General features: G+C 73.7%; 23 protein-coding genes. 13 read left to right on the top strand and 10 right to left on the bottom strand.

The genetic code is table 11. The annotated features are described in order from the left end of the window. Positions 1-2: 2 nt before the first annotated feature. Positions 3-1,163, top strand: a complete 1,161-nt coding sequence (purM, locus tag PU704_RS05990) for a phosphoribosylformylglycinamidine cyclo-ligase (RefSeq protein WP_277550635.1) — start codon at positions 3-5, stop codon at positions 1,161-1,163. A 183-nt stretch (positions 1,164-1,346) separates the two neighbouring features. On the opposite strand, the gene PU704_RS05985 is transcribed toward purM, so the two are convergent. After that, positions 1,347-1,571 (bottom strand): DUF3073 domain-containing protein, encoded by a 225-nt coding sequence (locus PU704_RS05985; RefSeq protein WP_047801959.1) that lies wholly within the window; start codon positions 1,569-1,571, stop codon positions 1,347-1,349. A 257-nt stretch (positions 1,572-1,828) separates the two neighbouring features. Continuing rightward, positions 1,829-4,444 carry an ATP-dependent chaperone ClpB gene (clpB, locus tag PU704_RS05980; protein ID WP_277550634.1) on the bottom strand — a complete coding sequence of 872 codons (2,616 nt, stop codon included), beginning with the start codon at positions 4,442-4,444 and terminating at the stop codon, positions 1,829-1,831. Positions 4,445-4,773: 329 nt separating this feature from the next. On the opposite strand from clpB, the gene PU704_RS05975 reads away from it, so the two are divergent. From PU704_RS05975 to ppgK, 6 genes are all read left to right on the top strand, one after another. Further along, positions 4,774-6,129 carry an MFS transporter gene (locus tag PU704_RS05975; RefSeq protein ID WP_277550633.1) on the top strand — a complete coding sequence of 452 codons (1,356 nt, stop codon included), beginning with the start codon at positions 4,774-4,776 and terminating at the stop codon, positions 6,127-6,129. Positions 6,130-6,211: 82 nt separating this feature from the next. Then, complete coding sequence (locus PU704_RS05970) at positions 6,212-7,129, top strand: ribonuclease Z (RefSeq protein WP_277550632.1); 918 nt, start codon at positions 6,212-6,214, stop codon at positions 7,127-7,129. Between the two features lie 45 nt (positions 7,130-7,174). Further along, positions 7,175-7,543, top strand: a complete 369-nt coding sequence (locus PU704_RS05965; protein WP_277550631.1) for a MerR family transcriptional regulator — start codon at positions 7,175-7,177, stop codon at positions 7,541-7,543. A gap of 315 nt (positions 7,544-7,858) precedes the next feature. Next, positions 7,859-9,385: a SulP family inorganic anion transporter gene (locus tag PU704_RS05960; RefSeq protein ID WP_277550630.1), complete on the top strand. Its 1,527-nt coding sequence runs from the start codon at positions 7,859-7,861 to the stop codon at positions 9,383-9,385. A 598-nt stretch (positions 9,386-9,983) separates the two neighbouring features. Further along, the gene (locus PU704_RS05955; protein ID WP_277550629.1) at positions 9,984-10,304 is read left to right on the top strand and encodes a hypothetical protein; all 321 of its coding nucleotides are present in this window, start codon (positions 9,984-9,986) and stop codon (positions 10,302-10,304) included. A 259-nt stretch (positions 10,305-10,563) separates the two neighbouring features. Then, positions 10,564-11,400, top strand: a complete 837-nt coding sequence (gene ppgK, locus PU704_RS05950) for a polyphosphate--glucose phosphotransferase (RefSeq protein ID WP_277550628.1) — start codon at positions 10,564-10,566, stop codon at positions 11,398-11,400. Here ppgK and PU704_RS05945 read toward each other — a convergent pair. Continuing rightward, complete coding sequence (locus PU704_RS05945; RefSeq protein WP_277550627.1) at positions 11,397-11,975, bottom strand: CDP-alcohol phosphatidyltransferase family protein; 579 nt, start codon at positions 11,973-11,975, stop codon at positions 11,397-11,399. The two genes, ppgK and PU704_RS05945, sit on opposite strands and share 4 nt — an antisense overlap. Before the next feature lie 299 nt (positions 11,976-12,274). Between PU704_RS05945 and PU704_RS05940 the strand changes: the two genes are divergently transcribed. After that, a complete protein-coding gene (locus PU704_RS05940) occupies positions 12,275-12,691 on the top strand; it encodes a VOC family protein (protein ID WP_277550626.1) in 417 nt (138 codons plus the stop codon). A gap of 22 nt (positions 12,692-12,713) precedes the next feature. On the opposite strand, the gene PU704_RS05935 is transcribed toward PU704_RS05940, so the two are convergent. Both PU704_RS05935 and PU704_RS05930 read right to left on the bottom strand, forming a co-directional pair. Further along, complete coding sequence (locus PU704_RS05935; protein ID WP_277550625.1) at positions 12,714-13,265, bottom strand: DinB family protein; 552 nt, start codon at positions 13,263-13,265, stop codon at positions 12,714-12,716. Between the two features lie 9 nt (positions 13,266-13,274). Beyond that, a complete protein-coding gene (locus PU704_RS05930; RefSeq protein WP_277550624.1) occupies positions 13,275-14,474 on the bottom strand; it encodes an MFS transporter in 1,200 nt (399 codons plus the stop codon). A gap of 205 nt (positions 14,475-14,679) precedes the next feature. On the opposite strand from PU704_RS05930, the gene PU704_RS05925 reads away from it, so the two are divergent. Continuing rightward, the gene (locus PU704_RS05925) at positions 14,680-15,393 is read left to right on the top strand and encodes an HAD family hydrolase (RefSeq protein ID WP_277550623.1); all 714 of its coding nucleotides are present in this window, start codon (positions 14,680-14,682) and stop codon (positions 15,391-15,393) included. Continuing rightward, a complete protein-coding gene (locus PU704_RS05920) occupies positions 15,390-16,049 on the top strand; it encodes an HAD family hydrolase (protein ID WP_277550622.1) in 660 nt (219 codons plus the stop codon). Before PU704_RS05925 ends, PU704_RS05920 begins: the two co-directional genes overlap by 4 nt. A 130-nt stretch (positions 16,050-16,179) precedes the next feature. Here the strand turns inward: PU704_RS05920 and PU704_RS05915 are convergent, their stop codons facing one another. The 3 genes from PU704_RS05915 to PU704_RS05905 all read right to left on the bottom strand — a co-directional run bounded on the left by PU704_RS05915 (position 16,180) and on the right by PU704_RS05905 (position 19,758). After that, positions 16,180-17,724 carry a DEAD/DEAH box helicase gene (locus PU704_RS05915; protein ID WP_277550621.1) on the bottom strand — a complete coding sequence of 515 codons (1,545 nt, stop codon included), beginning with the start codon at positions 17,722-17,724 and terminating at the stop codon, positions 16,180-16,182. Positions 17,725-18,093: 369 nt separating this feature from the next. Continuing rightward, positions 18,094-18,846, bottom strand: coding sequence for an SDR family NAD(P)-dependent oxidoreductase (locus tag PU704_RS05910; RefSeq protein WP_277550620.1), 753 nt, complete (start codon positions 18,844-18,846; stop codon positions 18,094-18,096). A 132-nt stretch (positions 18,847-18,978) separates the two neighbouring features. Next, the gene (locus PU704_RS05905) at positions 18,979-19,758 is read right to left on the bottom strand and encodes a type 1 glutamine amidotransferase domain-containing protein (RefSeq protein ID WP_075873166.1); all 780 of its coding nucleotides are present in this window, start codon (positions 19,756-19,758) and stop codon (positions 18,979-18,981) included. A 188-nt stretch (positions 19,759-19,946) separates the two neighbouring features. Between PU704_RS05905 and PU704_RS05900 the strand changes: the two genes are divergently transcribed. The 3 genes from PU704_RS05900 (at position 19,947) to PU704_RS05890 (ending at position 22,107) form a co-directional block, all read left to right on the top strand. After that, on the top strand, positions 19,947-20,342 hold the full coding sequence (locus PU704_RS05900; RefSeq protein ID WP_047804437.1) for a hypothetical protein: 396 nt from the start codon (positions 19,947-19,949) through the stop codon (positions 20,340-20,342). A 155-nt stretch (positions 20,343-20,497) separates the two neighbouring features. Then, on the top strand, positions 20,498-21,691 hold the full coding sequence (locus PU704_RS05895; protein WP_277550619.1) for a DUF222 domain-containing protein: 1,194 nt from the start codon (positions 20,498-20,500) through the stop codon (positions 21,689-21,691). Beyond that, complete coding sequence (locus tag PU704_RS05890; protein ID WP_277550618.1) at positions 21,685-22,107, top strand: HNH endonuclease signature motif containing protein; 423 nt, start codon at positions 21,685-21,687, stop codon at positions 22,105-22,107. The genes PU704_RS05895 and PU704_RS05890 overlap by 7 nt, the downstream gene beginning before the upstream one ends. A gap of 85 nt (positions 22,108-22,192) precedes the next feature. Here the strand turns inward: PU704_RS05890 and PU704_RS05885 are convergent, their stop codons facing one another. Together PU704_RS05885 and PU704_RS05880 are read right to left on the bottom strand one after the other, a co-directional pair. Then, positions 22,193-23,068, bottom strand: a complete 876-nt coding sequence (locus PU704_RS05885) for a D-hexose-6-phosphate mutarotase (protein ID WP_277550617.1) — start codon at positions 23,066-23,068, stop codon at positions 22,193-22,195. A gap of 78 nt (positions 23,069-23,146) precedes the next feature. After that, a complete protein-coding gene (locus tag PU704_RS05880; protein WP_277550616.1) occupies positions 23,147-24,592 on the bottom strand; it encodes an alanine/glycine:cation symporter family protein in 1,446 nt (481 codons plus the stop codon). Positions 24,593-24,635 lie beyond the last annotated feature (43 nt).

Here is a 24,635-nt window from a genome sequence, read left to right as displayed (position 1 = left end):
CCATGGCCCAGCACCCCTCCTCCACGAACCGCACCGTCACCTACGCCAGCGCGGGCGTGGACGTCGAGGCCGGCGACCGCGCCGTCGAGCTCATGAAGAGCGCGGTCCGTGCTACGCACACCCCGAACGTGATCGGCGGGGTCGGGGGATTCGCGGGCCTGTTCGACGTCTCGGAGCTCACGGGCTACCGCAAGCCCTACCTGGCGACCTCCACCGACGGCGTCGGCACGAAGGTCGCGATCGCCCAGACCCTCGACGTGCACGACACCATCGGCTTCGACCTGGTGGGCATGGTCGTCGACGACATCGTGGTGGTGGGCGCCAAGCCGCTGTTCATGACCGACTACATCGCCACGGGCCGGGTGGTGCCCGAGCGGATCGCCGACATCGTGCGCGGCATCGCCGCCGCCTGCGAGCAGGCGGGCACCGCGCTGGTGGGCGGGGAGACCGCCGAGCACCCGGGCCTGCTGCGCCCGGACGAGTACGACGTGGCGGGGGCGGCCACCGGGGTCGTGGAGGCCGACGAGCTGCTGGGCCCGGACCGGGTGCGCGCCGGGGACGTGGTCATCGGCATGGCCTCCTCCGGGCTGCACTCCAACGGTTACTCGCTGGTGCGCAAGGTCATCAACGTGGCCGGCTGGTCCCTGGACCGGCAGGTCACCGAGCTCGGCCGGACCCTGGGCGAGGAGCTGCTCGAGCCCACCCGCGTGTACGCCGCCGACGTCCTGGACCTCGCGGCTGCCTTCCCCGTCAACGGCCCGGACCGCACCACCGGCCACGGCGTGCGCGGCTTCAGCCACGTCACCGGCGGCGGGCTCGCCGCGAACCTCGCCCGGGTGCTGCCCGCGGGCCTGGAGGCGACCGTCGACCGCTCCACCTGGGAGCTGCCCGCCGTCTTCCAGCTGATCGGCCAGCTCGGCAACGTCCCGCTGCCCGATCTCGAGCGGACCCTCAACCTCGGTGTGGGGATGGTCGCGATCGTCGACCCGGCCGTGGCCGAGGACGCCGTCGCCCACCTCACCGCCCGCGGGCTGAGCTCGTGGGTCATGGGCACCGTGGCCGAGATCGACCCGGCAGCCGAGCACGGCGGGCCCGACTGGGTGCAGGGCGCCAAGGGCGTGGACGGCGGCGCGGTGCGCATGGTCAGCGCCTACGCCGGCTGAGCGGTCCCCGCAGCACGCGGCAGGGCCGCCCGGGCGGGTGCTCGGGCGGCCCTGCCGCTCGGATCGTGGTCCCGGGGAATTCTCCCGGGGTGGTCCGGGACGTCCCGGGAACGCAAAGAAGGTGCTCGTCCTGGACGGGCACCTGTTGCGTCATTCGGTTGAGACGAGCGGAGCTCCCGGCACTTACCGGCGGTAGTCCTCGTCGTAGTCGTCGGCGTACTTGTCGACGTAGGCCGAGTAGTCGTCCTCGTCCTCTTCGACCTTCTCCTCGACCGGCTCCCGCAGCGGCGGCATCCGCTCGCTGCCGCGCAGCTCCCGCTGGAGTGCCGTGAGGTCGGTCTGCGGGCTGAAGTACTTCATCTCCCGCGCCTGCCGTGTCGCCTTCGCCTTTTGACGGCCGCGCCCCATGGCGTGACCCCCTCTGTCTCTTGGTCCGGACGGCGGCACTCAGGCACAGAGTACGGCCCCGGAAATGTCGTATGAATGGTTCGTGAGACCAGGGTACATGGTTTGCCGGTCCGTTGCGCCCGCCCCGGCTCGCGCACGGTGGACTGTCGGGAACCTCACGGGAGGGGGGCGGCGCCCGCTCCGGGACCGCGCGGGGCGGGCCGGGACCGGGTCTCCCCCCGGTCCCGGCCCGTGGCCGGAACGGCCGCCCCTCGGGCTCAGCCCGCGGCGTGGGCCTGCTCGCGCACCGCGCTCACGGTCAGCCCGTCCGCCACGACGTCCGCGTTGACGTCCACCCGCACGGTGTCGCCGTCCACGACCGTCCCGGAGAGGATCGCCTTGGCGAGCTTGTCCCCGATCTCGCGCTGCACCAGCCGGCGCAGGGGCCGGGCGCCGTAGGCGGGGTCGTAGCCGGTGATGCCCAGCCACTCGGTCGCCGCCGGGGTGACCTCCAGGCTCAGGCGCCGCTGGCCCAGCCGGTCGGCCAGCTGGGCGACCTGGATGTCCACGATCCTCGACAGGTCGGCCGTGGACAGCGGGTCGAACAGGATGACGTCGTCGAGCCGGTTGAGGAACTCGGGCTTGAACGAGGCGTTGACCACGCTCATCACCGCCTCCCGCTTGGCGTCCTGGTCGATCGTCTGGTCCACCAGGAACTGGCTGCCCAGGTTCGAGGTGAGGATCAGGATGACGTTGCGGAAGTCCACGGTCCGCCCCTGGCCGTCGGTGAGCCGCCCGTCGTCGAGCACCTGCAGGAGGATGTCGAAGACGTCCGGGTGGGCCTTCTCGATCTCGTCGAGCAGGACCACCGAGTACGGCCGGCGCCGCACCGACTCGGTCAGCTGGCCGCCCTCCTCGTAGCCGACGTAGCCCGGAGGGGCCCCGACCAGCCGGGAGACGGTGTGCTTCTCGCCGTACTCGGACATGTCGATCCGCACCAGGGCGCGCTCGTCGTCGAACTGGAACTCCGCCAGCGACTTCGCCAGCTCGGTCTTGCCCACGCCGGTGGGGCCCAGGAACAGGAAGGAGCCGATCGGCCGGTTCGGGTCGGAGATGCCCGCGCGCGAGCGGCGCACGGCGTCCGCGACCGCCTGCACGGCGCGGTGCTGGCCGATGAGCCGCTTGCCGAGCAGCTCCTCCATGTGCATGAGCTTCTCGGTCTCGCCCTGCAGCATGCGCCCGGCGGGGATGCCGGTCCAGGCCGAGATCACCTCGGCCACGTCGTCGGCCGTGACCTCCTCGGAGACCATGGTGTCGTGCGGGGCGGAGGTGTCCTCCTGCTCCTGGGCGACGTCGAGCTCCTTCTGCAGGGCGGGGATCTCCCCGTAGAGCAGCCGGGAGGCCTCGGCGAGGTCGCCCTGGCGCTGGGCCATCTCGGCCTGCGAGCGCAGGTTGTCGATCCGCTCCTTGAGGTCGCCCACGCGGTTCAGGCCGGCCTTCTCGGCCTCCCAGCGGGCGTTGAGGGCGTCCAGCTCGGCCCGCCTGTCGGCCAGCTCCTGGCGCAGCGCGGCCAGCCGCTCGACCGACGCCGGGTCGGTCTCCCGCTCCAGGGCGAGCTCCTCCATGGTCAGCCGGTCGACGGCGCGGCGCAGCTGGTCGATCTCCTCCGGGGCGGAGTCGATCTCCATGCGCAGCCGGGACGCGGCCTCGTCGACCAGGTCGATGGCCTTGTCCGGCAGCTGGCGGCCGGGGATGTACCGGTTGGACAGCGTCGCGGCCGCGACGAGGGCGGAGTCCGCGATCTGGACCTTGTGGTGGGCCTCGTAGCGCTCCTTGAGCCCGCGCAGGATGGCCACGGTGTCCTCCACGGAGGGCTCCCCGACGTAGACCTGCTGGAAGCGGCGCTCCAGGGCGGCGTCCTTCTCGATGTTCTCCCGGTACTCGTCCAGGGTGGTCGCCCCGATCAGGCGCAGCTCGCCGCGGGCGAGCATGGGCTTGAGCATGTTGCCCGCGTCCATCGAGCCCTCGGCGGCGCCCGCGCCGACGACGGTGTGCAGCTCGTCGATGAAGGTGACGACCCGCCCCTCGGACTGCTTGATCTCCTCCAGGACGGCCTTGAGCCGCTCCTCGAACTCGCCGCGGTACTTCGCGCCGGCGACCATGGACCCGAGGTCCAGGGAGATCAGCGTCTTGTCCCGCAGGGACTCGGGGACGTCACCGGCGACCATGCGCTGGGCGAGGCCTTCGACCACGGCGGTCTTGCCGACGCCGGGCTCGCCGATGAGCACGGGATTGTTCTTGGTGCGGCGGGACAGGACCTGGACCACGCGGCGGATCTCGGAGTCCCGCCCGATCACGGGGTCGAGCTTGCCCTCGCGGGCCATGGCGGTCAGGTCGGTGCCGAACTTCTCGAGCGCCTGGAAGGTGCCCTCGGGGTCGGGGGTGGTCACCCGGCGGTCTCCTCTCACGGACGGAATGGTGGTCTTGAGCTGATCGGGGCCGGCGCCGGCGGTGCGCAGGATCTCACCGACCCTTCCCTCCTGCTGGGCGAGGCCGTACAGGAGGTGCTCCGTGGAGATGTACTCGTCCCCCAGGGACGTGGCGAACTGCTCCGCGGCCTGGATGACCTGCAGCGCGCCGCGGTTGAACTGGGCTTGGGCGGTCGAGGCCCCGGACGCCGAGGGCAGGGCCTTGATGGCGGCGCTGGCCTGCGCGGACACGGCGTCGACGTCGGCGCCGGTGGCCTTCAGGACGGCGACGGCCACGCCCTCGCGCTGGTCCATCAGGGCCTTGAGGATGTGGGCGGGCTCGACCTGCGGATTGCCCGCGGTCGAGGCGTTGGTGGAGGCGGCGGCGAGTGCCTCCTGCGACTTGGTGGTGAACTTGGTCTCCACAGCGGCTCCTTGTGCACGATCGGAACGAACCGACCCGGGCGCCTCTCGCCTCGGAGTGCGGTCGGGCAGTTCAGCTAACCTGAGTCTACTTCACTCAACCTGGAGGGGCCAGCACGAATTCCCGCCAGGCGGTCCGGTCCGCCGCAGGACGTCCCGTGGTGGCGCTCACCGACGTGCGCGATGCCTATCACACCCCCGTCGATTTGTCCAAGATCACACGCCGAAACCCTTGGGCGCCGCCGACTTCCTCCGTAGTGTCGGTGCTTCATCCAGTCCGGCTCGACGACGCGCCTTCCTCCCTGTTCCTGTTCCACCCGGAAGGACCCGCCATGTCCGCACCTCGCACTGCGGTGCTCCAGGTCATCAACGCCCCTGGACCCACCGGCACCCGCTTCGCCATCCTCGCCCTCGCCCTCGGAGGCTTCGGCGTGGGCACCACCGAGTTCGCCTCGATGGGCCTGCTGCCCTTCATCGCCGAGGACTTCGGCGCCTCGATCCCCGCCCTGGCCCACTCCATCTCGCTCTACGCCCTGGGCGTGGTGGTCGGCGCGCCGCTGATCACCACTCTGACCTCCCGGGTGGAGCGCAAGACGCTGCTCCTCGGGCTGATGGCGGCCTTCACCGTCGGCAACGCCCTCTCGGCGGCGGCCCCCACCCTCGACTGGCTCTACGTCGCCCGCTTCCTCTCCGGCCTGCCCCACGGGGCCTACTTCGGGGTGGCCGCGGTGGTGGCCTCCTCCCTCGTGCCGCGCGAGCGGCGGGGCACCGCGGTGGCCCGCGTCGCCCTGGGCCTGACGGTGGCCAACATCGCGGGGGTCCCCCTGGCGGCCGCCCTCGGCGGGGCCCTGGGCTGGCGCTCCGGCTACGGCCTCGTGGTGCTGATCGGCCTGCTGACCGTCGCGGCCCTGGCCGTGTTCGTGCCCAGGACCCGGCAGGGCGGCGGCGTCTCCGTCGCCCAGGAGATCCGCGCGCTGGGCCGCCCCCAGGTCACGCTGACACTCATCGCGGGGACCGTGGGCTTCGGCGGCATGTTCGCGGTCTACACCTTCATCTCCCCCACCCTCACCGAGCTCACCGGCCTGAGCATCTCGGCGGTGCCGTGGGTGCTGGCCGTGTTCGGCGTGGGCATGACCCTGGGCTCGCTCCTGGTGGGCCCGCTGGTGGACCGCTCGATCGAGAAGACCGTCCTGGGCGCCGGCGCCGTCTCGGCCGTGGCGCTCGTGTTCTTCGGCCTCTTCGCCCACTCGGCCGTCGCGGCCGTGCTCGGCGTGCTGTGGATCGGCGTCATGGGCTCCGTGTTCACCACGTCCCTGCAGATGCGCCTGCTGCGCGAGGCCAAGGACGCCCCCTCCCTCACCGCCGCCATGAACCACGCGGCCTTCAACCTGGCCAACGCCATGGGCGCCTTCCTCGGCGGGGCCGTGATCTCCGCCGGATGGGGCTACCGCGCCCCGGCCTGGGTGGGTGTGGGCCTGGCCCTGGTCGGCCTCCTCATCCTGGCCTACGCCGTGCGGATCCAGCGCTCCGGCGCCGCTCCGGCGAGGATCCCGGCACGGACCGTCTCCGCCTGGCCCGCCCGGACCTTCGGGACGCTCGTGGTGCTCCTGCCCGAGACCGCGCAGCCGGGCCCGGTCCCGGCGAGCAGCTCCCGCACCGCCTCCTGGAGCGAGCTCGTCCCCCAGTGATCCCCGGGCGACGGTCCCGGGGGCGGCCGACGCCGCCCCCGGGACCGCCCCGCACCCGCCGCACGGTGGCACACTCGGTGCCATGCGTGAGCTCGTCGTCCTCGGCACCGCCTCCCAGGTGCCCACCCGCACCCGCAACCACAACGGCTATCTGCTGCGCTGGGACGGGGCGGGCCTGCTCTTCGACCCCGGGGAGGGGACGCAGCGGCAGATGACCCACGCGGGCGTCTCCGCCGCGCAGGTGACGAGGATCTGCCTCACCCACGTCCACGGTGACCACTGCTACGGACTGCCCGGCGTGCTCTCGCGCATGGTCCTCGACGGCGTGGAGCACCCCGTGGACCTGCACTACCCGGCCTCCGGCGAGGAGGTGGTCCGGGCCCTCGTCTCCCTCGCGACCCCCGGCCTCGACCTGCGGCTGCACCCCCACGGAGGCCCGGGGGCCGTGGCCGCGGACCTGGAGGTGCGCCCCCTGCACCACCGCGTGGAGACCTACGGGTACCGGCTCACCGAACCGGACGGCCGCACGATGGTCCCGGAGCGGCTCGCGGCGGCCGGGATCGCCGGCCCGGACGTCGGCCGGCTGCAGCGCGAGGGCCGGCTGCGCGGCGTGGACCTCGAGGACGTGAGCGTCCCCCGGCCCGGCCGGCGCGTCGCCGTGGTCATGGACACGGCGCCGTGCCCGGGCGCGGAGGAGCTCGCCGAGCGCGCCGACCTGCTCCTGGCCGAGTCCACGTTCGCCGACGACGACGCCGCTCTCGCCGCGCGCTACCTCCACCTCACCGCCGGGCAGGCCGGGTCGCTTGCGGCCGCCGGGGGCGCAGGGACGCTGGTCCTCACCCACTTCTCGTCGCGCTATCCCGACGTCGCCCCGCTCGTGGAGCAGGCACGCCGGCGCGCCGGGGCCGCCACCGTGCTGGCGGCCCAGGACCTCGAGCGGTTCCCCCTGCCGCCGCGACGCCCCGGCCGCCCCGGCGGCGGCACTCCGGGGCACCCCTGACAGATTGCTAGACTCGGGGGTCCCGCACTTCCTGGAGGTCACCCCATGCCGCACCGTGTCCGCGGAGGCACCATGCAGATCGGCGAGCTCGCCGAGCGCACCGGCCTGTCCCTGCGCACGATCCGTCACTACGACGACGTGGGCCTGCTGCCGGCCTCCCGCACGGAGGGCGGCTTCCGCGTGTACACCGAGCAGGACGTGGAGCGGCTGCTGGTCGTCCGGCAGATGAAGCCGCTGGGGTTCACCCTGGAGGAGATGGCCGAGCTCCTGGAGCTGCTCGGGGCCGAGCCGGCCTCCCCGGAACGGCTCGCGGACTACCTGGAGCGCGCGCGGCCGGAGCGGGACAAGCTGGCCCGCAAGCTGGCCCAGGCCGACGAGTTCATCACCATGCTGGAGCACCGCCTCGGCCGGTGACGGCCTCCGCCGTCGGGCCGCTCCGCCCCCCACCGGATATGCGATCGGTCACGTCGGGCGGCCCGGGGCTCACCCTACCCTTACGCTAGGTTAGGGTTGCACGGGCACGGGCACGGGCACGGGCACGGGCACGGGCGCGGACACGGGCGACGGGCGCCGGACCGCGCCGTGCCCGGCTGCCGCCGCTGCGCACCCCCCTCCCCGTGGCCGCACGCCACCCGGGGACCCGCGCGCCCTCGCCCGCTCCGCCCCCGCGCCCTTCCGCTCTGCCGCCCTCACGAACCGCCCTCCTGCCCTCACGAACGGAGCCTTCCCATGGCCACGACGACCGCCGACCCCGCCCCGGCGCTGACCCCCGAGCAGCGCCAGTCCGTCCGTCGCACCCTCCGCTCCCCCCGCCACCTCAAGACCGAGGTCCTGGCCGGACTCGTGGTCGCCCTGGCCCTGATCCCGGAGGCGATCGCGTTCTCGATCATCGCCGGGGTCGATCCGCGGGTGGGCCTGTTCGCCTCCTTCACCATGGCCGTCACCACCGCGGTCCTCGGCGGCCGCCCGGCGATGATCTCCGCCGCCACCGGCGCGGTGGCCCTGGTCATCGCCCCGCTGATGGCCTCCCACGGCATCGACCACTTCATCGCCGCCGTGATCCTGGCCGGCCTCTTCCAGGTGGTCCTGGCCCTGATCGGCGCGGCGCGGCTCATGCGCTTCATCCCCCGCTCGGTCATGGTCGGCTTCGTCAACGCCCTGGCCATCCTGATCTTCAGCTCGCAGATCCCGGAGCTGATCGGCGTGCCCTGGGCGGTGTATCCCCTCACGCTGCTCGGCCTGGCGATCGTGTTCCTCTTCCCCCGGATCACCCGGGCGGTGCCGGCGCCGCTGGTGGCCATCGTGGTGATCACCGTCCTCGTCGTCTCCTTCGGCACCGAGGTCCCCACGGTGGGCGACAAGGGCGCGCTCCCCGAGTCCCTGCCCTCGCTGTTCTTCCCCGACGTCCCGCTGAACCTCGAGACCCTGCGGATCATCGCCCCGTACGCGCTGACCATGGCCGTGGTGGGGCTGCTGGAGTCGCTGATGACGGCCAAGCTCGTCGACGACATCACCGACACGCCCTCGCCCAAGACCCGCGAGTCCTGGGCCCAGGGCGTGGCCAACGTGGTCTCGGGCCTCTTCGGCGGGATGGGCGGCTGCGCGATGATCGGCCAGACCATGATCAACGTCAAGGCCTCCGGCGCCCGCACCCGGATCTCCACGTTCCTCGCCGGGGTGTTCCTGCTGATCCTCGTCGTCACCCTCGGTCAGGTCGTCGCGGTGATCCCGATGGCCGCACTGGTGGCGATCATGATCTTCGTGTCGTGGGCCACCTTCGACTGGCACTCCGTCCGCCCGGCGACCCTGTCCCGGATGCCGCTGCCGGAGACCCTCGTGATGGTCTCGACCGTGGTCGTGACCGTGTGGACCCACAATCTCGCCCTGGGCGTGGTCGTGGGGGTGCTCGTCGCCATGGTCGCCTTCGCCCGCCGGGTCGCCCACTTCGTGAGCGTGGACCGGGAGCTCGAGCAGCGCAGCGGCCGGGAGACGGCCGTCTACACGGTGCACGGGGAGCTGTTCTTCGCGTCCTCCAACGACCTGTACACGATGTTCGACTACGCGGGGGACCCCGGGCACGTGGTCATCGATCTGTCGGACTCCCACCTGTGGGACGCGTCCACCGTCGCGGCCCTGGACTCGGTGACCGACAAGTACGCCCACTACGGCAAGCAGGTCCGGGTCGTGGGCCTGAACCAGGCCAGCCGCCGGATGCGCGTGCGCCTGGGCGGGATGCTCAACGGCGGCGGGCACTGAGCACCGCCTGAGGGGCAGCTATTTGCAATGACAACCCTTTGTGTCTGCATGTGAACCAGCTCACATCGAGGCTCTTGCCGAGTGACCGGGAAGCGAGCATCCTTGCTTCTCACGAGGGGATTCTGTGGTCGGTACAGGACCATCCCCCGGCTCCCACAGCGTCGACCGGTGGGGCGCCCCGGATCCGGAAGGTCCGTGGCGTCGTCAAGACCCGGTCCGCGGAGGGGAGCAGCAGGGAGCGGGGCAGGCTGGGGGGCCGCCCCGCTCCCCCTGTTGCGGGGCCGTTGCCGGGCCCGGACGCACGGCCCGGGACGGCGCCCGCCCCGGGCCGGCTGTCACCGCGGGGTTCCGGTGACGGCCTCCCCGTGTCCGCGGGTCCGGGCGCTCCCCGTGCTGCAAGTGGTGCGCGTGATCCCAGGAGAGCACCCCCGGTCCGGAAAACGCACCGCTGCCGGGAGGATGGTGGCGACCCCGTGGAACGCCGGTGACGATGGATCGCGGCGGTGCCGATGCACCGCCGCCGAGACGGCCCGGGCCGCTGCGCAGCGTGGCGCCCGGCCCGGGGCCGTCTCCGAGACGACCACGCCAAGGGGGTTCCATGCACGACGACACCGCCGCAGCCGTGCAGGCGCGCCTGGCCCACCGGGCCGCCGAGCAGGCCGGCCTGACCACGGACCAGGTGTGGTGGCAGTACTTCGAGCTCGGCGGTGAGGTCGGGGCCCTGGAGATCGAGGCGTATCTGCACGAGTGCCTGGAGCTGCCGCCCGGACACCGGGACCTGATCACCTGCGCGGTCAACGAGCTGGCCGGCGGCACGGCCGCCGCCCGGGCGCCCTTCTCCTGGGAGCTCGAGAGCTCACGAGGCGACGCCGGGTCACCCGGGACCGGCCGGAGGCCGGGCCCCGGACCCCTTTCCTGAGAGCCCCCAGGCCGAAAATCCCGGGTCTGCGGATCCCGGGACTGCCGATCCAGGGGCGGCGAATGCCGAGGCTGCGGAGCCCGGAGTCCTGGACCCGGCGGCCCGCGACCGGGACGGGGTCGCCCGGGTGCCGTGCGGAGGCAGTGGCAGAATGGGCCGGGTGCCGCCACGTCGGCGGCCCGCCCCCGGCGGAGCGCGTCGAACCGCTCGGCACGGTCCGTCGCCGCCGTGTGCTCCCACCTCGACCCTAGGATGTCGGATGGCCCGTTCCTCGCCCCGTTCCGCCCTCAGGCCCGCTTCGACCGGCTGGTCGACCCTGCACCGCCACCACATCGGCGTGGACGTCGGCGGCACCCGGATCAAGTACTCCGCCGTGGACATGGCCGACGGCTCGCTGACCACCCCGGTGCTCCAGCGCCCCACTCCGGGGCCCGCCACCCCGGAGGCCGTCGCCGCGCAGCTCGAGCTCGTCGTGGCGGAGCTGTCCGGGACGGCGAGCGCACCGGATCCCGAGGCCAGCGTGGGGGTGGCGCTGCCCACGATCCTCCGCCAGGGGGTGGCGTGCTCGGCCGCGAACATCGACGACGCCTGGATCGGGCTCGACGTCCGCCGCTTCCTCACGGGAGCCCTGGGCCGCACCGTGCAGGTCATCAACGACGCCGACGCCGCGGGGCTCGCCGAGGTCCGCTACGGCGCCGGCCGCGGGAGCGCCGGCACGGTCCTGCTCATCACCCTGGGCACCGGGATCGGCTCCGCACTGATCGTGGACGGGAAGCTGGTGCCCAACCTGGAGCTGGGCCACCTGGAGCTGCGGGGCGTGGACGCCGAGGTGCGCGCCTCCGCCCTGGCCCGCGAGCGCGAGGGACTGGACTGGCCCGTCTACGCCGAGCGTCTCCAGGAGTACCTGGCCCACCTCGAGTTCCTCTTCTCGCCCGACCTGATCATCGTCGGCGGCGCCATCTCCGCCCAGCACGAGCTGTTCCTCCCGCTGCTGCGCCTGGACGCGCGCGTGGTGCCGGCCGAGCTGCGGGACGCGGCCGGCATCATCGGCGCCGCCCGCCACGCCTACCTGGCCCTGCCGCCCGCGGAGGCCTAGCCCCGGAGGGCCTGGCGGAAGTACTGGATCCCCGCCAGGGCGTGCAGGACCGCGGCGATCTGGACCAGCACCCGGCCCACGTCGGTGACCTCGGGGCTGGACCACGCCGGTCCCGCCAGCACGAGCACGGTCCCGACCATGAGCAGGGCGGTCTTGGCCTTCCCGGCCGTGGTGACCCGCAGCGCGCCGAGGGATCCGCGCGCCAGCGTGGCGATGCCCACCACGACGTCCACCACCGCGATGACCACCAGCACCCACCAGGGAAAGAGCCCGACGACGCCGGCGGCCACCGCGATCGCCACGGTCCCCAGCCGGTCCGCGAGGGGGTCCATCACCTCTCCGACCCGGCTGCGCTGCCGCAGCGCCCGGGCCAGGGTGCCGTCGACCCAGTCGGTCAGGGAGAATACGGCGACCAGGACCAGCGCCAGGACCGGTCGCTCGTCGATGTCCAGCACGGCCAGCACGGCCGGGACGATGAGTGCGAAGCGGACCACCGAGACCACGTTGGGCACCGTGACGACGCGGTCGTAGTACGGCGACTCCGCGGGCTCCACCTCGTCCTGGTGCTGTGCCATCCGGCCTCCCGTCCGTCCGTCGCCCGGCACGGGCGGGCCGGGCCCGCCCGTGCTGCTTCCGAGGGTAGCCCGTCCCGGTCCCGGCACGGCACCGCGGCGACACCGCCCCGTCTCCTCCCGGGCCCTCGGAGCGATCGGCGACGTCGAGGTCCGCCGGGGCCCGGACCGCCTGAGGTCCACCTGCGGGGCCGCCCTAGGGACCGACGCGGCGCGACGGCTGCGGGCTACGCTGGGCGGGTGAGGCGGAGCCCGCCCCGGACTGCGCCCCGGACCCCGAGGAGACTCCCGTGGACCCGCGCGTGCACTTCGTAACCCTGGCCACCCCGGACCTCGACGCCGCGCGGCGGTTCTACGTGCACGGTCTCGGCTGGGAGCCGCTGCTCGACGTCCCGGGGGAGATCCTCTTCTTCCAGACGGCCCCCGGCACGGTGCTGGGCCTTTTCGACGCCGCGTCCTTCGCGCAGGACCTCGGCCGCACGGGCACGCCGTCCGCACAGGGCGTGACGCTCTCGCACAACGTGGACGGCGAGGACGAGGTGCGCGCGGCCGTCGCGGCGATGACGGCCGCCGGCGGGACCGTGCTGACGAGCCCGCGCCAGGGGCCCTTCGGGGGCGTCTTCCACGCGCACGTGTCGGACCCGAACGGCGTGGTGTGGGAGATCGCGCACAACCCCGGATGGCGGATCGAGGACGACGGGACCGTGCGCCTGGGCTGAGCCCGGCGCCCGGCCGGGGCGGTCAGCCGCGGACGTCGGCGCGCAGGTGGTGCTCGACGTCGTGCCGGAAGTACACCGCGAGGCGTGCCACGGTGAACTCCGTGCCGTCCCCGCGGCGGCCGGTCCGGGCCCACTGCTCCCCCGCCACCGCGTCGAAGGCGTCCGCCGTGGCGCGCAGCTCCTGGGCGATCTCCCCGGAGGCCTCGTACGGGTCCTGCTCGTTGTAGCGCTCCTGGACCGCGACGGCGTCCTGGTCCCAGTCGGGGAAGACCGGGTGCTCCTCGTCGAGCATGAGCCGCAGGCGCTCGCGGAAGACCCGGCAGAGGTCCCGGACGTGGCACGCGTACTCGAGCGGGGACCAGGTGCCCGGACGCGGCCGCTCGGTGATCCGGGGGCGCTCGAGGACGGCGACCCACCGCTCGACCGTGTCCCGCACCAGTTCGCCGGTGGCGGAGACTTCCAGGTGCGGGTCGAAGCCGCACTCGCCACATCCCTGGTCGATCACCACGGTCCAGTCCTTGGTCTCGGGCGGGACCGGGGAGATGTCGGGGGCCTCGGGGCGCTCGGCGGTCATGCGGCCAATCTACCCGGGGCTCCGGTGCGGGGCGAGGACCCAGCGCGGACGGGGCATCCCGGAGACCGCGGCCAGCACGGAGGCGACGGCCATCAGGGCCGCGCTGAGCAGGAAGGACTGCCGGCCGTCCAGGTAGCCGGAGCCCGCCGCCCCCACCGCCGCCCCGATCTGCCCGGCGGTCGCCATCCACGAGTACACCTCGGTCCGCCGGCTCTCCGGTGCCCGGGCGGCCGCGAGGCCGTACTGCGCGGTGATGACGACCGCCAGGCCCAGCCCCGCCACGGTCAGGGCCACCGCGGACCACACGAGCCCGCCGCGCCACGCCCCCAGCAGGCAGCCCAGCACCCACGCGGCCGCCGCCGCGTGGATGTGGGCGATCCGGGAGCCGGGCGGGTCGGTGCGCCCGTAGACGAGCCCGCCGAGGATCGAGCCCGCCGAGAGCAGGGCCACGAGGAGCCCGGCCTGGGCCTCCCGTCCGGCCTCGTCGGCGACGCCCACCGCAGCCATCTCCGCGGTGGTGATGGCCCCCACGCTCCCGCCCGCGAGGGCGACGACGGGCAGCAGCCGCAGCGGCAGGGGGTGCGGCGCCGTCGGACGCACCGGGATCCGCCAGTGGGCCCCCGCGGCGCGGGCCAGCAGCACGGACGTGGCCGCCCCGAGCACCGCGACCACGAGCAGCGCGTGCCGGGGCGCAGTCCATCCCGCCACGGCGGCTACGGCGGCGGGGCCGAGGATGAAGACCACGTCCAGGGTCACGGACTCCCAGGCCTGGGCCGCGTGCCCGAACGACGACGACGGGGCGCGCATGCTCCACAGGCTGCGCAGCACCGAGGTGCCCGGGGCGGTGAGGGCGCCGGTCAGGGCGGCGCAGAGCAGGACCACCGCCGTGGGGGCCTCGGCCAGGGAGGCCCAGAGCCCCAGCAGGGCGGCGGCCTGCGCCAGGCCCAGGACGCTCATCGCCGTGCGCGGCCCCGAGCGGTCCACCCACCGGCCCCGGGCGGGACCCGTCACCGCGAGGGCCAGGGCGAGCACCGCCGCGGACCAGCCGGCCAGCTCACGCCCGTGCACGGCGTTGACGCTGAGCACGAGGGCCAGCGAGACCATCGCCATGGGCAGCTTGGCCACCAGGCCGAGCAGCATCAGGGACCGGGACCAAGGGTGGCGGAGCATCTGCGCGTAGGACCCGGCCAGGCGGTCGGCCCGGCTCACGAGTCCCGCCGCCCCGGGATCCCGCCCGGGGTCCTGCCCGTGACCCCGGCCGGGGCTGGCGCTCCGCCGAGCAGGAGAGCGCCCGGAGACGGCGGAGCGGGGTCGAGGGCGTGCGGCACGCGCGCCAGTCTATGCACGCGGCCGGCTCCGCCCGCACCGCCGCCCGCCCCGGGAGCGCCGGCGGCATCCCGGTAGGCTGGTGCGCATGTCCTCCCCCGGTTTCCCGCACGCCGTCCTCTTCGACCACGACGGGACGCTCGTCGACACCGAGCCCCTGTGGGACCGGGCCAAGCAGGACCTCGCCGCCGAGCACGGCCGGATCTGGACCCCGCAGGACACCGACGACACCCTGGGCCGCCCGGTGGCCGCCACGATCGACCGCATGCGGCGGATCGGGGTGCCGCTCGACGACGACCAGATGTTCCGGGCGATCTTCGAGCACAGCGTGCGGGTGCTGGAGGGGACGGAGCTGACCTTCATCGACGGGATCGGGGAGTTGCTCACGGAGCTGGCGGACGCGGGGGTCCCCGCGGCGATCGTCACCAACGCGAGCTCCGCGCTGGCCCGGCACACCGCCGCCGCGGCCCCGCCGGGCCTCGTCAGGACCACCGTGGGCACGGACGACTACGCCCGCGGCGTGCGCCCCAAGCCGGACCCGGACGCCTACCTCACGGCGGCGCGCCGGCTCGGGGTGGACCCGGCGCGGTGCGTGGTGGTGGAGGACTCCCCCGCGGGAGCGGCCGCCGGGGTCGCCGCGGGCATGCCCACGGTGGTCGTGCCCGGGGAGAAGGCGGTGGAGCCCGGTCCGGGGCTGCTGCACCTGCGCTCCCACCGGGAGCTGACCCTGGCGCTGCTGCGCTCGCTGGACCCGCAGTCCCCGTCGTCGCCCTTCCACCCCGCCCAGGAGGCCCGCCCGTGAGCTCCCCCGCCTTTCCCGCCGCCGTGCTCTTCGACCACGACGGCACCCTCGTGAACTCGGAGCCCCAGTGGGCCGTGGCCAAGCGGGCGGTGGCCGCCCGGTACGGCGTGGGGTGGAGCACCGAGGACGACCACGCCACGCTGGGCCGGACCGTGCCCGCCTCGGCGCGGCTGATGGTCGAGCGCGGGGCCGCCGGCACCGTGGAGGACATCACCGCGGAGCTCGGCCAGGAGGTGGCCGACTCCCTCACGGGCGAGGTCCCGTTCCTGCCCGGCATGCGTGCGCTGCTGGACGAGCTGGAGCGGGCCGGCATTCCCGGGGCCGTCGTGACCAACGCGCTGACCGTGGTGGCGCAGGGCACCGCGTCCGGGGCCCCGGACGTGCTGCGGGTGGTCGTGTCCCAGGAGGACGTGGAGCACGCGAAGCCGCACCCGGAGCCCTATCTGCTCGCGGCCCGGCGGCTGGGCGTGGACCCCGCGCAGTGCGTGGCGGTCGAGGACTCGCAGACCGGGGCCGCCAGCGCGGCGGCCGCCGGGATGCCGGTGGTCGTGGTGCCCGGGGAGCTGCCCGTGGAGGCCGCGCCAGGCTTCGTCCCCGTGGACGCCCACACCGACGTCACCCTGGCGTTCCTGCGCGGGCTCGCCCCGTCCGTCTGACGTTCCGCCGGAACGTCAGACGGACGTTCCGACGGACGACGACGAGGGCCCGTTCCCTGCTGCTCCGCGGATTGCGGTACAGCGGGGAACGGGCCCTCGTGGACGGTGCCGGGGCTGAGCGGGCTGCGGCTCAGCGGGTCGCGGTGCCCTGCGGGGAGGACGCGCGGCGGGGGCTGCGGCTGCGGCGGCGCGCGGCGGCCTGCGTCGCCCGGTCCGGTGCGGACTCGGTGGAGTACGCGGGCGCGGCGGAGCGCGTGGGCGCGGCCGAGCGAGCCGGTGCCGCCGAGCGGGAGGCCGAGCCGTTGCCCGGCCGGGACCCGGCGCGCCCGCCGGTCTCGGGGCGCTGGTCGCGGGAGCCGCCGCGCGGCTGCTCGGAGCGGTTCTGCCCGCCGCGGCCGCGGTTGCCGCCGGAGCGGCCGCCGGACCGGCCGGCGCCGGAGCGCTGACCGCCCGCCGGACGGCCCTGGGCCTGGACGGGCTGCGGCACGTAGGCGACCTTCTCGGCGCGCTCGCCCACGAGCTCGGTCACGGCCGGGGAGCCGACGGTCACGGTGTCGAAGTTCGCGGTGACGCCCGCGGCCTTCATCAGCTGGGTGACCTCGCGGCGCTCCTCCTTGGTGGCCACCGTGACCACGGAGCCGGAGGCGCCGGCGCGGGCGGTGCGCCCGGAGCGGTGCAGGTAGGACTTGTGCTCGGTGGGCGGGTCGATGTGCACGACCAGCTCGACCTCGTCCACGTGCACGCCGCGGGCGGCGACGTCGGTGGCCACGAGCACCCGCACGTCACCGGCGGAGAACTGCGCCAGGTTCCGGTCGCGGGCGTTCTGCGAGAGGTTGCCGTGCAGGTCCACCGCCGGGATGCCCATCTGGGTGAGCTTGCGGGCCATCTTCTTGGCGCGGTGCTTGGTGCGCGTGAACATCACGCGGCGCCCGGTGCCGGAGGCCAGGGCCTCGATGAGCTCCTGCTTCTCGTCGGCGTCGACCACGAGGACGTGGTGGTCCATGGTGGACACGGCCGCCTGCGGGGCGTCCACGGAGTGCTTGACCGGGTTGGACAGGAACTGCTTGACGAGCTTGTCCACGCCGCCGTCGAGGGTCGCCGAGAACAGCAGTCGCTGCCCGCCCTGCGGGGTGCGCTTGAGGATGCGGGTGACCACGGGCAGGAAGCCCATGTCGGCCATGTGGTCGGCCTCGTCGATGACCGTCACCCGGACGTCGTCCAGCGTGAGGATGTTCTGCTTGAGCAGGTCCTCGAGCCGGCCGGGGCAGGCGATGACGATGTCGGCGCCCTTGGCCAGCGCCTTCTCCTGGTTCTTCTGCGAGACGCCGCCGAAGATCACGGTGGTGGTCAGCCCGGCGGCCTCGGCGATCGGGGCCACGGTGCGGTCGATCTGCGTGGCCAGCTCGCGGGTCGGGGCCAGGACCAGGCCGGTGGGCCGGTTGGCGCGGCGGGCCGCACGGGCACCGTTGCCGCTCAGTCCGGCGAGCCGGGACACGAGCGGCAGCGCGAACGCCACGGTCTTGCCCGAGCCGGTCTTGCCGCGGCCGAGCACGTCGCGGCCGGCCAGCGAGTCGGGGAGGGTCTTCTCCTGGATGGGGAACGCCTGCTCGATGCCCTGCTGGGCGAGGACGGCGGAGAGGGCCTTGGGCACGCCAAGGTCGGTGAAAGTAGCCAAAACTGGGATACGTCTTTCGATCGGATGTCCCGGCAAGGGGGTAGCGCGCCGGGTTGCGCCGAATGACTCCTGGAGCCCCTGCGAGCGGGCTGAGACCGTCTGGAACGGTGCCACGCTGGAAGAAGAACGGGGTGCTCGACGCCTGCCTGCTCACCCGGGGACGGGGAGCAGTGCCATATGCAATACGACTCACCCTACAGCACGGGCGTTCCGCCACCACCCGGATGTGGCGGAGGGCACGTCCGCGGCCGCCCGTCGCTCCCGCCGCGGCGGCCACCACGGTCGGGTGCGGCGGTCGGGCGCGTCGGGCGGGAGCGGCGGGCGGGAGCGGCGGGCGGGAACAGCTCGCGGGAGCGGCGGGTGGTCCGGCTACAGCGCGGTGTAGCCGCCGTCGACCAGGTAGTAGCCGCCGGTCATGAACGAGGCGGCGTCCGAGAGCAGGAACGTGGTCAGGGCGGCGACCTCCTCGGGGCGGCCGAGCCGGCCCAGCGGGTGCTTGGCGGCGAGGCCCTGGAGCACCTCCGGAGGCGCGCTGTTCAGCAGCGGGGTCTCGATGTAGGCGGGACCGACCGCGTTGACGCGCACCCCGCGCTGCCCGTACTCCACCCCGGCCTGCTTGGTCAGGCCGACCACCCCGTGCTTGGCCGCGGTGTAGGCGCTGTTGCCCGCGGCCGTGGCCACGGTGCCGTGGATGGAGGCCATGTTGACGATCGCCCCGCCGCCCGCCTGCTCGATGGCCGGCAGTTGGTAGCGCATGCCGAACATCACCGCGTGCAGGTCGATCTGCACGGTGCGCACCCAGGCGTCGAGGTCCGATTCGCCGACGGCGTCCGTGGACCCGCCCACACCGGCGTTGTTCACCGCCAGGTGCAGGCCGCCGTAGGTCTGCTGGGCGAACTCGACCGCGGCCTCGCAGTCCTCGGGCTTCGCCACGTCCTGCCGGAAGCCGGTGGCGTTGCCGCCGGCGGCCATGATCGCCTGGACGACGTCGTCGATCCTCCGGGTGTCGATGTCCGTGACGACGACCTTGGCGCCCCGCGCCGCGAGGTCCTTGGCGCAGGCCTCGCCGATGCCGGAGGCGGCGCCGGTGACGAGCGCGACCTTGTTCCTGAGGTCAGTCATGTGCTTCTCCTGCCGTGTGTCCGCTGGGCCGGACCGGGTGGGCCGGCGTCCCCAGTCTCTCCGGGAACGGCGGGGTGCGCGAGGAGGACGGGGGCGCGTTCGCGCCGCCCGCCCGTCCCGGACGGCCGGGGCTCAGGCCTCGCCGTCGTCCTCGGCCTTCTCGGCGTCGCGCGCCTGGCGCAGCGCGGCGGAGTCCGCCTCCTGGGCGGCCTTCTGCTCGCGCACCACCTCGGTCAGGAGCTTGGTCATCTCCTTGGCCACACCGGCCGCGGACTGGGGGTTCTGCCCGGTGACGAGGCGGTCGTCCACCACGACGTGCTCGGTCCAGTTCGGCGCCGTGCGCACGTCCGCGCCCTGCTCGACGAGCTTGTCCTCGAGCAGGAAGGGAACCACGTCCGACTTGCCGACCTCGTCCTCCTCGGCGTTGGTGAACGCGGCCACCCGGCGTCCCTCGACGATGCGCAGTCCGGTGGAGAGCTCCACGTCGACGAGTCCGGCCGGTCCGTGACAGACGGCGCCGACGATCCCCCCGGCGTCGTGCACGGCGGCCACCAGCGACTGCAGGTCGGGATTGCCGGCGAAGTCCCACATGGTGCCGTGCCCGCCCACGAGGTAGACGGCGTCGTACTGGGCGGGGTCGACCACGCTGATCCGCGGCGTGTTGTACAGGGAGGCCCGCACGGTCTCGTCCTCGAGGTACTGCTGCTGGACCTCGTCGTCCTCGTCCTTGCCGTCCTGCGGAGGCTGTCCGCCGGCGATCGAGGCGAAGTCGACGACGTAACCGGCGTCGCGGAAGACCTTCCACGGGTGGGCCGCCTCGCCGACGTAGTAGCCGGTGGGCTCCCCGGTGTCACCGAGGGTGTCGTGGCTGGTGAGAACGAGCAGAACCTTCTTCATGGTCTCGATGTCCATGTCTGTCCTTCCGTCGGGTGGCAGGACGCGAAGGGCGTCCCGCGGGCGGATGGCCAGCCTAGGCGCCGCCGGGAATCCCGGGGCGGGGTGTACGCTGCGGGCCGATTCCGCCCGGAGGGCGCGGAGCCGCCCCTGATAGGGTCATTGACGACTCAATGACCCTGTTCCCCACCCCGAAAGGACCGACCATGAGCCTCTCCAACGCGATCCTGCGCGGCGTCTCCGGCGCCTACCTGCTGCAGTCCGGCTACGGCAAGAAGGACCTCCCCACGGAGGCCGCCGCAGGTCTCCAGCAGTTCGCCGCCACCGGCGTCCCCCAGTTCAAGGAGTGGGACGCCGACGCCTTCGGCAAGTTCGTGGCCTACTCCGAGATGGGCATCGGCGCCGCCCTGCTGACGCCGTTCGTCAACAAGCGCCTCGCGGGCCTGGCCCTCGGCGCCTTCTCCGCCGGCCTGCTCGCGATGTACTTCCGCAACCCGGACATGACCCAGGAGGACGGCATCCGCCCGACCGAGGCCGGCACCGGCCTTTCGAAGGACGCCTTCCTGGCCGCGATCGCCGCGGCCCTGGTGGTCTCCAAGTAGTCACGGCCCCTCAGGGACCCCGCGGGTGCCGCACGTCCGGACGGACGGGCGGCACCCGTTTCACATCTCCCTCCGGAGGCGGGGCGCCGCGTCTTCCCCGGACGGGGGCGCCGCGCAGTCCTTAGGCCGTCCGAGGCGGCCGGGACAATGACGTCATGACGACGACGTCGCACCGCCGGTCCCGTCCTGTTCCGGGCCCGCGCGGCACCGCTCCCGCCGGGGAGCGGGTGCTGGACACCGACGTCCGGGCCGAGGTGCGGGCGGTCGTCGGGCAGCTCGTGGACTCCGCGGCCGCCCAGGCACGGGAGGCGGGGCGCGAGCTGCGCTGCATCTACCGTCTGTGGCTGCTGGCCTGGGAGGACCGTGAGATCGACTGGGTCTCCTCCGCGGGGCTGATGCCGTCCGCGGCCGACGACCTCGTGTGCTCCCTCCTGGAGACCGAGGACCAGCTGGTGCGCGACGTCGCCGACGAGATCGGCCCGGCGCTCCACCTGCCGGCGGGCACGGCGCTCGACCGCGTTCGCGAGGCCCTCGTGCTGGGGCTGCACCTGCCCGGAGCCCTCGAGGCGCTGGAGGCGGGCCGCTTCAGCGCCCGCCATGCCTCGGTGATCGCCGACCAGTGGCGGGAGCTGGTCGAGGACGCTCCGCCGGGTCAGGAGGCACCCCCGGCCCTCGTGCGGCGGCTCGCCGACGACCTGGTGGAACGGGCTCCGCACTGCACGGTGGCGCAGCTGCGCGCGTGGTCGCGACGCCGCCGCGCGGCGCTGCTGGCGGAGACCCACGAGGCCAGGCACCGGGCGGCCCGTGCAGGACGCCGCGTGTGGATCGAGCACGGCGAGGACGGCATGGCCTTCCTCCACGCGCTGCTCGACGCGCCCACGGCACTCGCGGTGCAGGACCGGCTCGACGCCTTCGTGGCGCTCCTCGGCCCCCAGGAGGCGGCCGCGGCGGCATCCGGCCCGGCAGGCTCCGGGCCGGCACAGCCGGGCGGGCAGGGGCGGCCCGGCGAACACCTCTCGTTCGCGGACATCGCCGAGGCACCGGGCGCCGCGGACCACGCCGGCGGCACCGGGCGGCACGCGGCCGGCCGGACCGAGGCCCAGCTTCGCGCGGACGTCCTCGCCGATCTCCTGCTGGCCGGAGAGGTCTCCGACGACCCCTCGTTCCCGCGCGACGTGCGCGGCCAGGTGTGCGTGACGGTCCCGGTGCTCACCCTGCTGGGACCACGTCCCGGCGGCCCTGCCGAGGGGGTGCCCGACGACGCGCCGGTGCTCGCCGCCACGGCCCGATCAGCGCGGAGGCGGCCCGCGAGCTCGCCGCGGGCGCATCGTCGTGGCAGCGCGTGCTGACGCACCCCCTCACGGGCGCCGTCCTCGACCACGACCGCACCAGCTACGCCGTGCCCGCCGATCTGCGCCGCCTGCTGCGGCTGCGCGACGGGACCTGCCGCTTCCCCGGAGGCCGTCGGCGGGTCGAGCGGTGCGACCTCGACCACACGGTGGCGTGGCAGGACGGAGGGCGGACCGCCGCGGACAACCTCGCCCACCTGTGCCGCCACCACCATCTGGTCAAGCACCGCCACGGTGCGCTCGGCCGCTGGTCGGTGCGGCACCTGGGGCCGGCGCGCTCCGGTGGAGCGCTCGAGTGGACGTCGCCTGCCGGGCGGACGTACCGGACCGTCCCGGACCCGTCGGCCGGATGGTCGTGGACCGGGACCTCCGCCGCGGCGTGGGCGCCGGAGGCGGCAGACCCTCCCCCGTTCTGACCGTCGGGTGCCCGAGGTGCGCCTCAGTGCCGTGTGAGCACCGGCCCCCTCCCGACGGCGTCGTCGATCCCAGGGCTCCTGCTTCTCAGGCGGGGGACCGGCCCGGGTCCTGCTCGGTGGCCTCGACCGCCACCCGGTAGGCCATGGTGTGGGTCTCGTCCGGTTCCAGGTGCACGGCCTCGGCCTGGACGTTGGCCCCCTCGACGCACACGAAGTCGGTCCAGCCGTCCGCGCCGATGTCGGACATGGCGGCCGCCTGCTCCGCCCACGGGTTCCACACCACGGTGTTCCGCGAGTTCTCCTTGCGGATGCGCAGGACGCGCCCCAGGACGGGATCCACCACGGAGACCTCCGCGTCCGAGCGGTAGACGCGGTCCGTCTCGCCCTCGAGGTGGAGTGCGCCCTCCTGGACGCAGTCGTCGCGGTCCAGCACCTTGTCCCGGTAGCCGGCGCCGTCGAGGCCGTCCACCCGGATCTTCCGCACGTCCCCGACCACCAGGTAGGCGTGCAGGGCCTCCTCGACGTCGAAGGCCCGGTCGTCGGTGTTCGTGATGCTCAGCTCCAGGGACAGCTCGGTCCCGAAACGCACCACGTAGTACGCCTCGAAGCGGTAGGGGAACTGCTCGCGGTGGGCCGGATCGGTGACGTCCTCGTCGGTGAGCCGGTAGACGACCACGGCCTCGTGGTCGGAGGACTCCCGCGACTCGACGTGCCACGGGAGCGTGCGCGCGAAGCCGTGCTTCGGCGCACGGCCGCCCGCGGCCCCGTCGGCGAACCACGGGAAGCAGATCGGGACGCCGCCGCGCACCGGGGTGCCTGTCTCCAGTGCCGTGCTCGGGGACAGCCACAGCACCGGTGCCTGCCCACGGGGGATCCAGTCGGTCACGTGGGCGCCCTGGTCGTAGACCGCGCCGGTGGCGGCCGCGCAGGAGAACGGGCGAGGGTCGGGAAGTCGGCTCATGCCCTCAGGCTAGACCGAGGGCCCGACCCCCGTCAGGACGTCGGGCCCTCGGGCGCCGGCGTGCCGGGCGCCGGTGCGTCAGACGCCGGTGCGCTCGTAGGAGTCGATCGCGCCGGGACGGCCCTCCATGAACGCGTCGATCTGCTGCCGGTTCGCCCGCAGCTGCGGGTCGTGGTCCAGGTAGTGCTTGGTCTCCCGGGCGATCAGGCCGGACAGGATGAGCAGGCCCACCAGGTTGGGGATCGCCATCAGCCCGTTCATGACGTCGGCGAAGTTCCACACCACGGCCAGCGGCACCGTGCAGCCGACGAAGACCACCGCGGAGAACACCAGGCGGTAGGGCATCACCGCGGCGACGCCGAAGAGCCGCTCCATGCAGCGCTCGCCGTAGTACGCCCAGCCGAGGATCGTGGAGTAGGCGAACAGGACCAGGCCGACGGTGACCACGATGTGCCCCCACTGCCCGGGCAGGCCCTGGCTGAACGCGTCGCCGGTCATGGTGGCGGCGAAGTCCGCGCCCTGCTCCCACACCCCCGTGGTGATGAGCACGAGACCGGTGCAGGTGACCACGATGATGGTGTCGATGAAGGTCTGCGTCATGGACACCAGACCCTGCCGGACCGGGTGGGTGGTCCGGGCGGCCGCCGCGGCGATCGCGGCCGAGCCCATGCCGGACTCGTTCGAGAAGATGCCGCGGGCCACGCCCATCTGCACGGCCAGCATGATGGCCGACCCGGCGAAGCCGCCGACCGCCGCCGTGCCGGTGAAGGCGTCCGTGAAGATCAGGACGACGGCCTGCGGGATGGCGGCGACGTTCACGATCAGGATGAAGAGCGCGCCCAGCACGTAGAACAGGATCATGAACGGCACGAACCCCGCCGTCACCTTGCCGATGGACTTGATGCCGCCCACGAGCACGGCCAGGGTCAGGGCCGCGAGCACCACGCCGGTGATCCAGGTCGGCACGCCGAAGGAGCTCTCGACGTTGGAGGCGATCGAGTTGCCCTGCGTCATGTTGCCGATCCCGAACGCGGCCAGGGCGGCGGCGATCGCGAAGAAGATCGCCAGGAACTTGCCGAACCCGGAGCGGATGCCCCGCTCCAGGTAGTACTGGGGGCCGCCGGAGATCTCACCCTTGGCGTCCTTGGTGCGGAACCGCACGGCCAGGAAGGCCTCGGAGTACTTGGACGCCATGCCGAGCAGGCCGGTGACCCACATCCAGAACAGCGCGCCGGGGCCGCCGATCGAGATGGCGGTGGCCACGCCCACGATGTTGCCGGTGCCCACGGTCGCCGCGAGCGCCGTGGTCAGCGCCTGGAACTGGGAGACGTCGCCGCCGTGGGCGTCCTCGTCCTTGCGCTCGAACAGCGCCAGGCGCAGCGCGGATCCGAGCCGTTGGAACTGCAGCCCGCCCAGCCGGACCGTGAGGTACAGGCCGGTGAGGAGCAGCAGAGGGATGAGGACGTACGGCCCCCAGATGATGCCGCCCAGCGTGCCGAGGGCAGTCTCGATGGATTGGAGCATGTGTTCTCCCGTGGGTGTCGGGTGGGTGGTCGAGCGGAGACCG

Source organism: Kocuria oceani (assembly GCF_029524215.1).
GTDB lineage: Bacteria > Actinomycetota > Actinomycetes > Actinomycetales > Micrococcaceae > Kocuria > Kocuria oceani.
Note: the sequence above shows the minus strand (reverse complement) of the source record. Positions and strands in the feature narration are given on the sequence as shown.

Coding starts and splice junctions, on each gene's coding strand:
- ppgK (WP_277550628.1), top strand. CDS start 10,564: ATGGCCCGTTCCTCGCCCCGTTCCGCCCTCAGGCCCGCTTCGACCGGC.
- purM (WP_277550635.1), top strand. CDS start 3: ATGGCCCAGCACCCCTCCTCCACGAACCGCACCGTCACCTACGCCAGC.
- PU704_RS05885 (WP_277550617.1), bottom strand. CDS start 23,068: ATGAGCCGACTTCCCGACCCTCGCCCGTTCTCCTGCGCGGCCGCCACC.
- PU704_RS05925 (WP_277550623.1), top strand. CDS start 14,680: ATGTCCTCCCCCGGTTTCCCGCACGCCGTCCTCTTCGACCACGACGGG.
- PU704_RS05975 (WP_277550633.1), top strand. CDS start 4,774: ATGTCCGCACCTCGCACTGCGGTGCTCCAGGTCATCAACGCCCCTGGA.
- PU704_RS05900 (WP_047804437.1), top strand. CDS start 19,947: ATGAGCCTCTCCAACGCGATCCTGCGCGGCGTCTCCGGCGCCTACCTG.
- PU704_RS05965 (WP_277550631.1), top strand. CDS start 7,175: ATGCCGCACCGTGTCCGCGGAGGCACCATGCAGATCGGCGAGCTCGCC.
- PU704_RS05895 (WP_277550619.1), top strand. CDS start 20,498: ATGACGACGACGTCGCACCGCCGGTCCCGTCCTGTTCCGGGCCCGCGC.
- PU704_RS05985 (WP_047801959.1), bottom strand. CDS start 1,571: ATGGGGCGCGGCCGTCAAAAGGCGAAGGCGACACGGCAGGCGCGGGAG.
- PU704_RS05970 (WP_277550632.1), top strand. CDS start 6,212: ATGCGTGAGCTCGTCGTCCTCGGCACCGCCTCCCAGGTGCCCACCCGC.
- PU704_RS05910 (WP_277550620.1), bottom strand. CDS start 18,846: ATGACTGACCTCAGGAACAAGGTCGCGCTCGTCACCGGCGCCGCCTCC.
- PU704_RS05960 (WP_277550630.1), top strand. CDS start 7,859: ATGGCCACGACGACCGCCGACCCCGCCCCGGCGCTGACCCCCGAGCAG.
- PU704_RS05905 (WP_075873166.1), bottom strand. CDS start 19,758: ATGGACATCGAGACCATGAAGAAGGTTCTGCTCGTTCTCACCAGCCAC.
- PU704_RS05955 (WP_277550629.1), top strand. CDS start 9,984: ATGCACGACGACACCGCCGCAGCCGTGCAGGCGCGCCTGGCCCACCGG.
- PU704_RS05945 (WP_277550627.1), bottom strand. CDS start 11,975: ATGGCACAGCACCAGGACGAGGTGGAGCCCGCGGAGTCGCCGTACTAC.
- PU704_RS05935 (WP_277550625.1), bottom strand. CDS start 13,265: ATGACCGCCGAGCGCCCCGAGGCCCCCGACATCTCCCCGGTCCCGCCC.
- PU704_RS05880 (WP_277550616.1), bottom strand. CDS start 24,592: ATGCTCCAATCCATCGAGACTGCCCTCGGCACGCTGGGCGGCATCATC.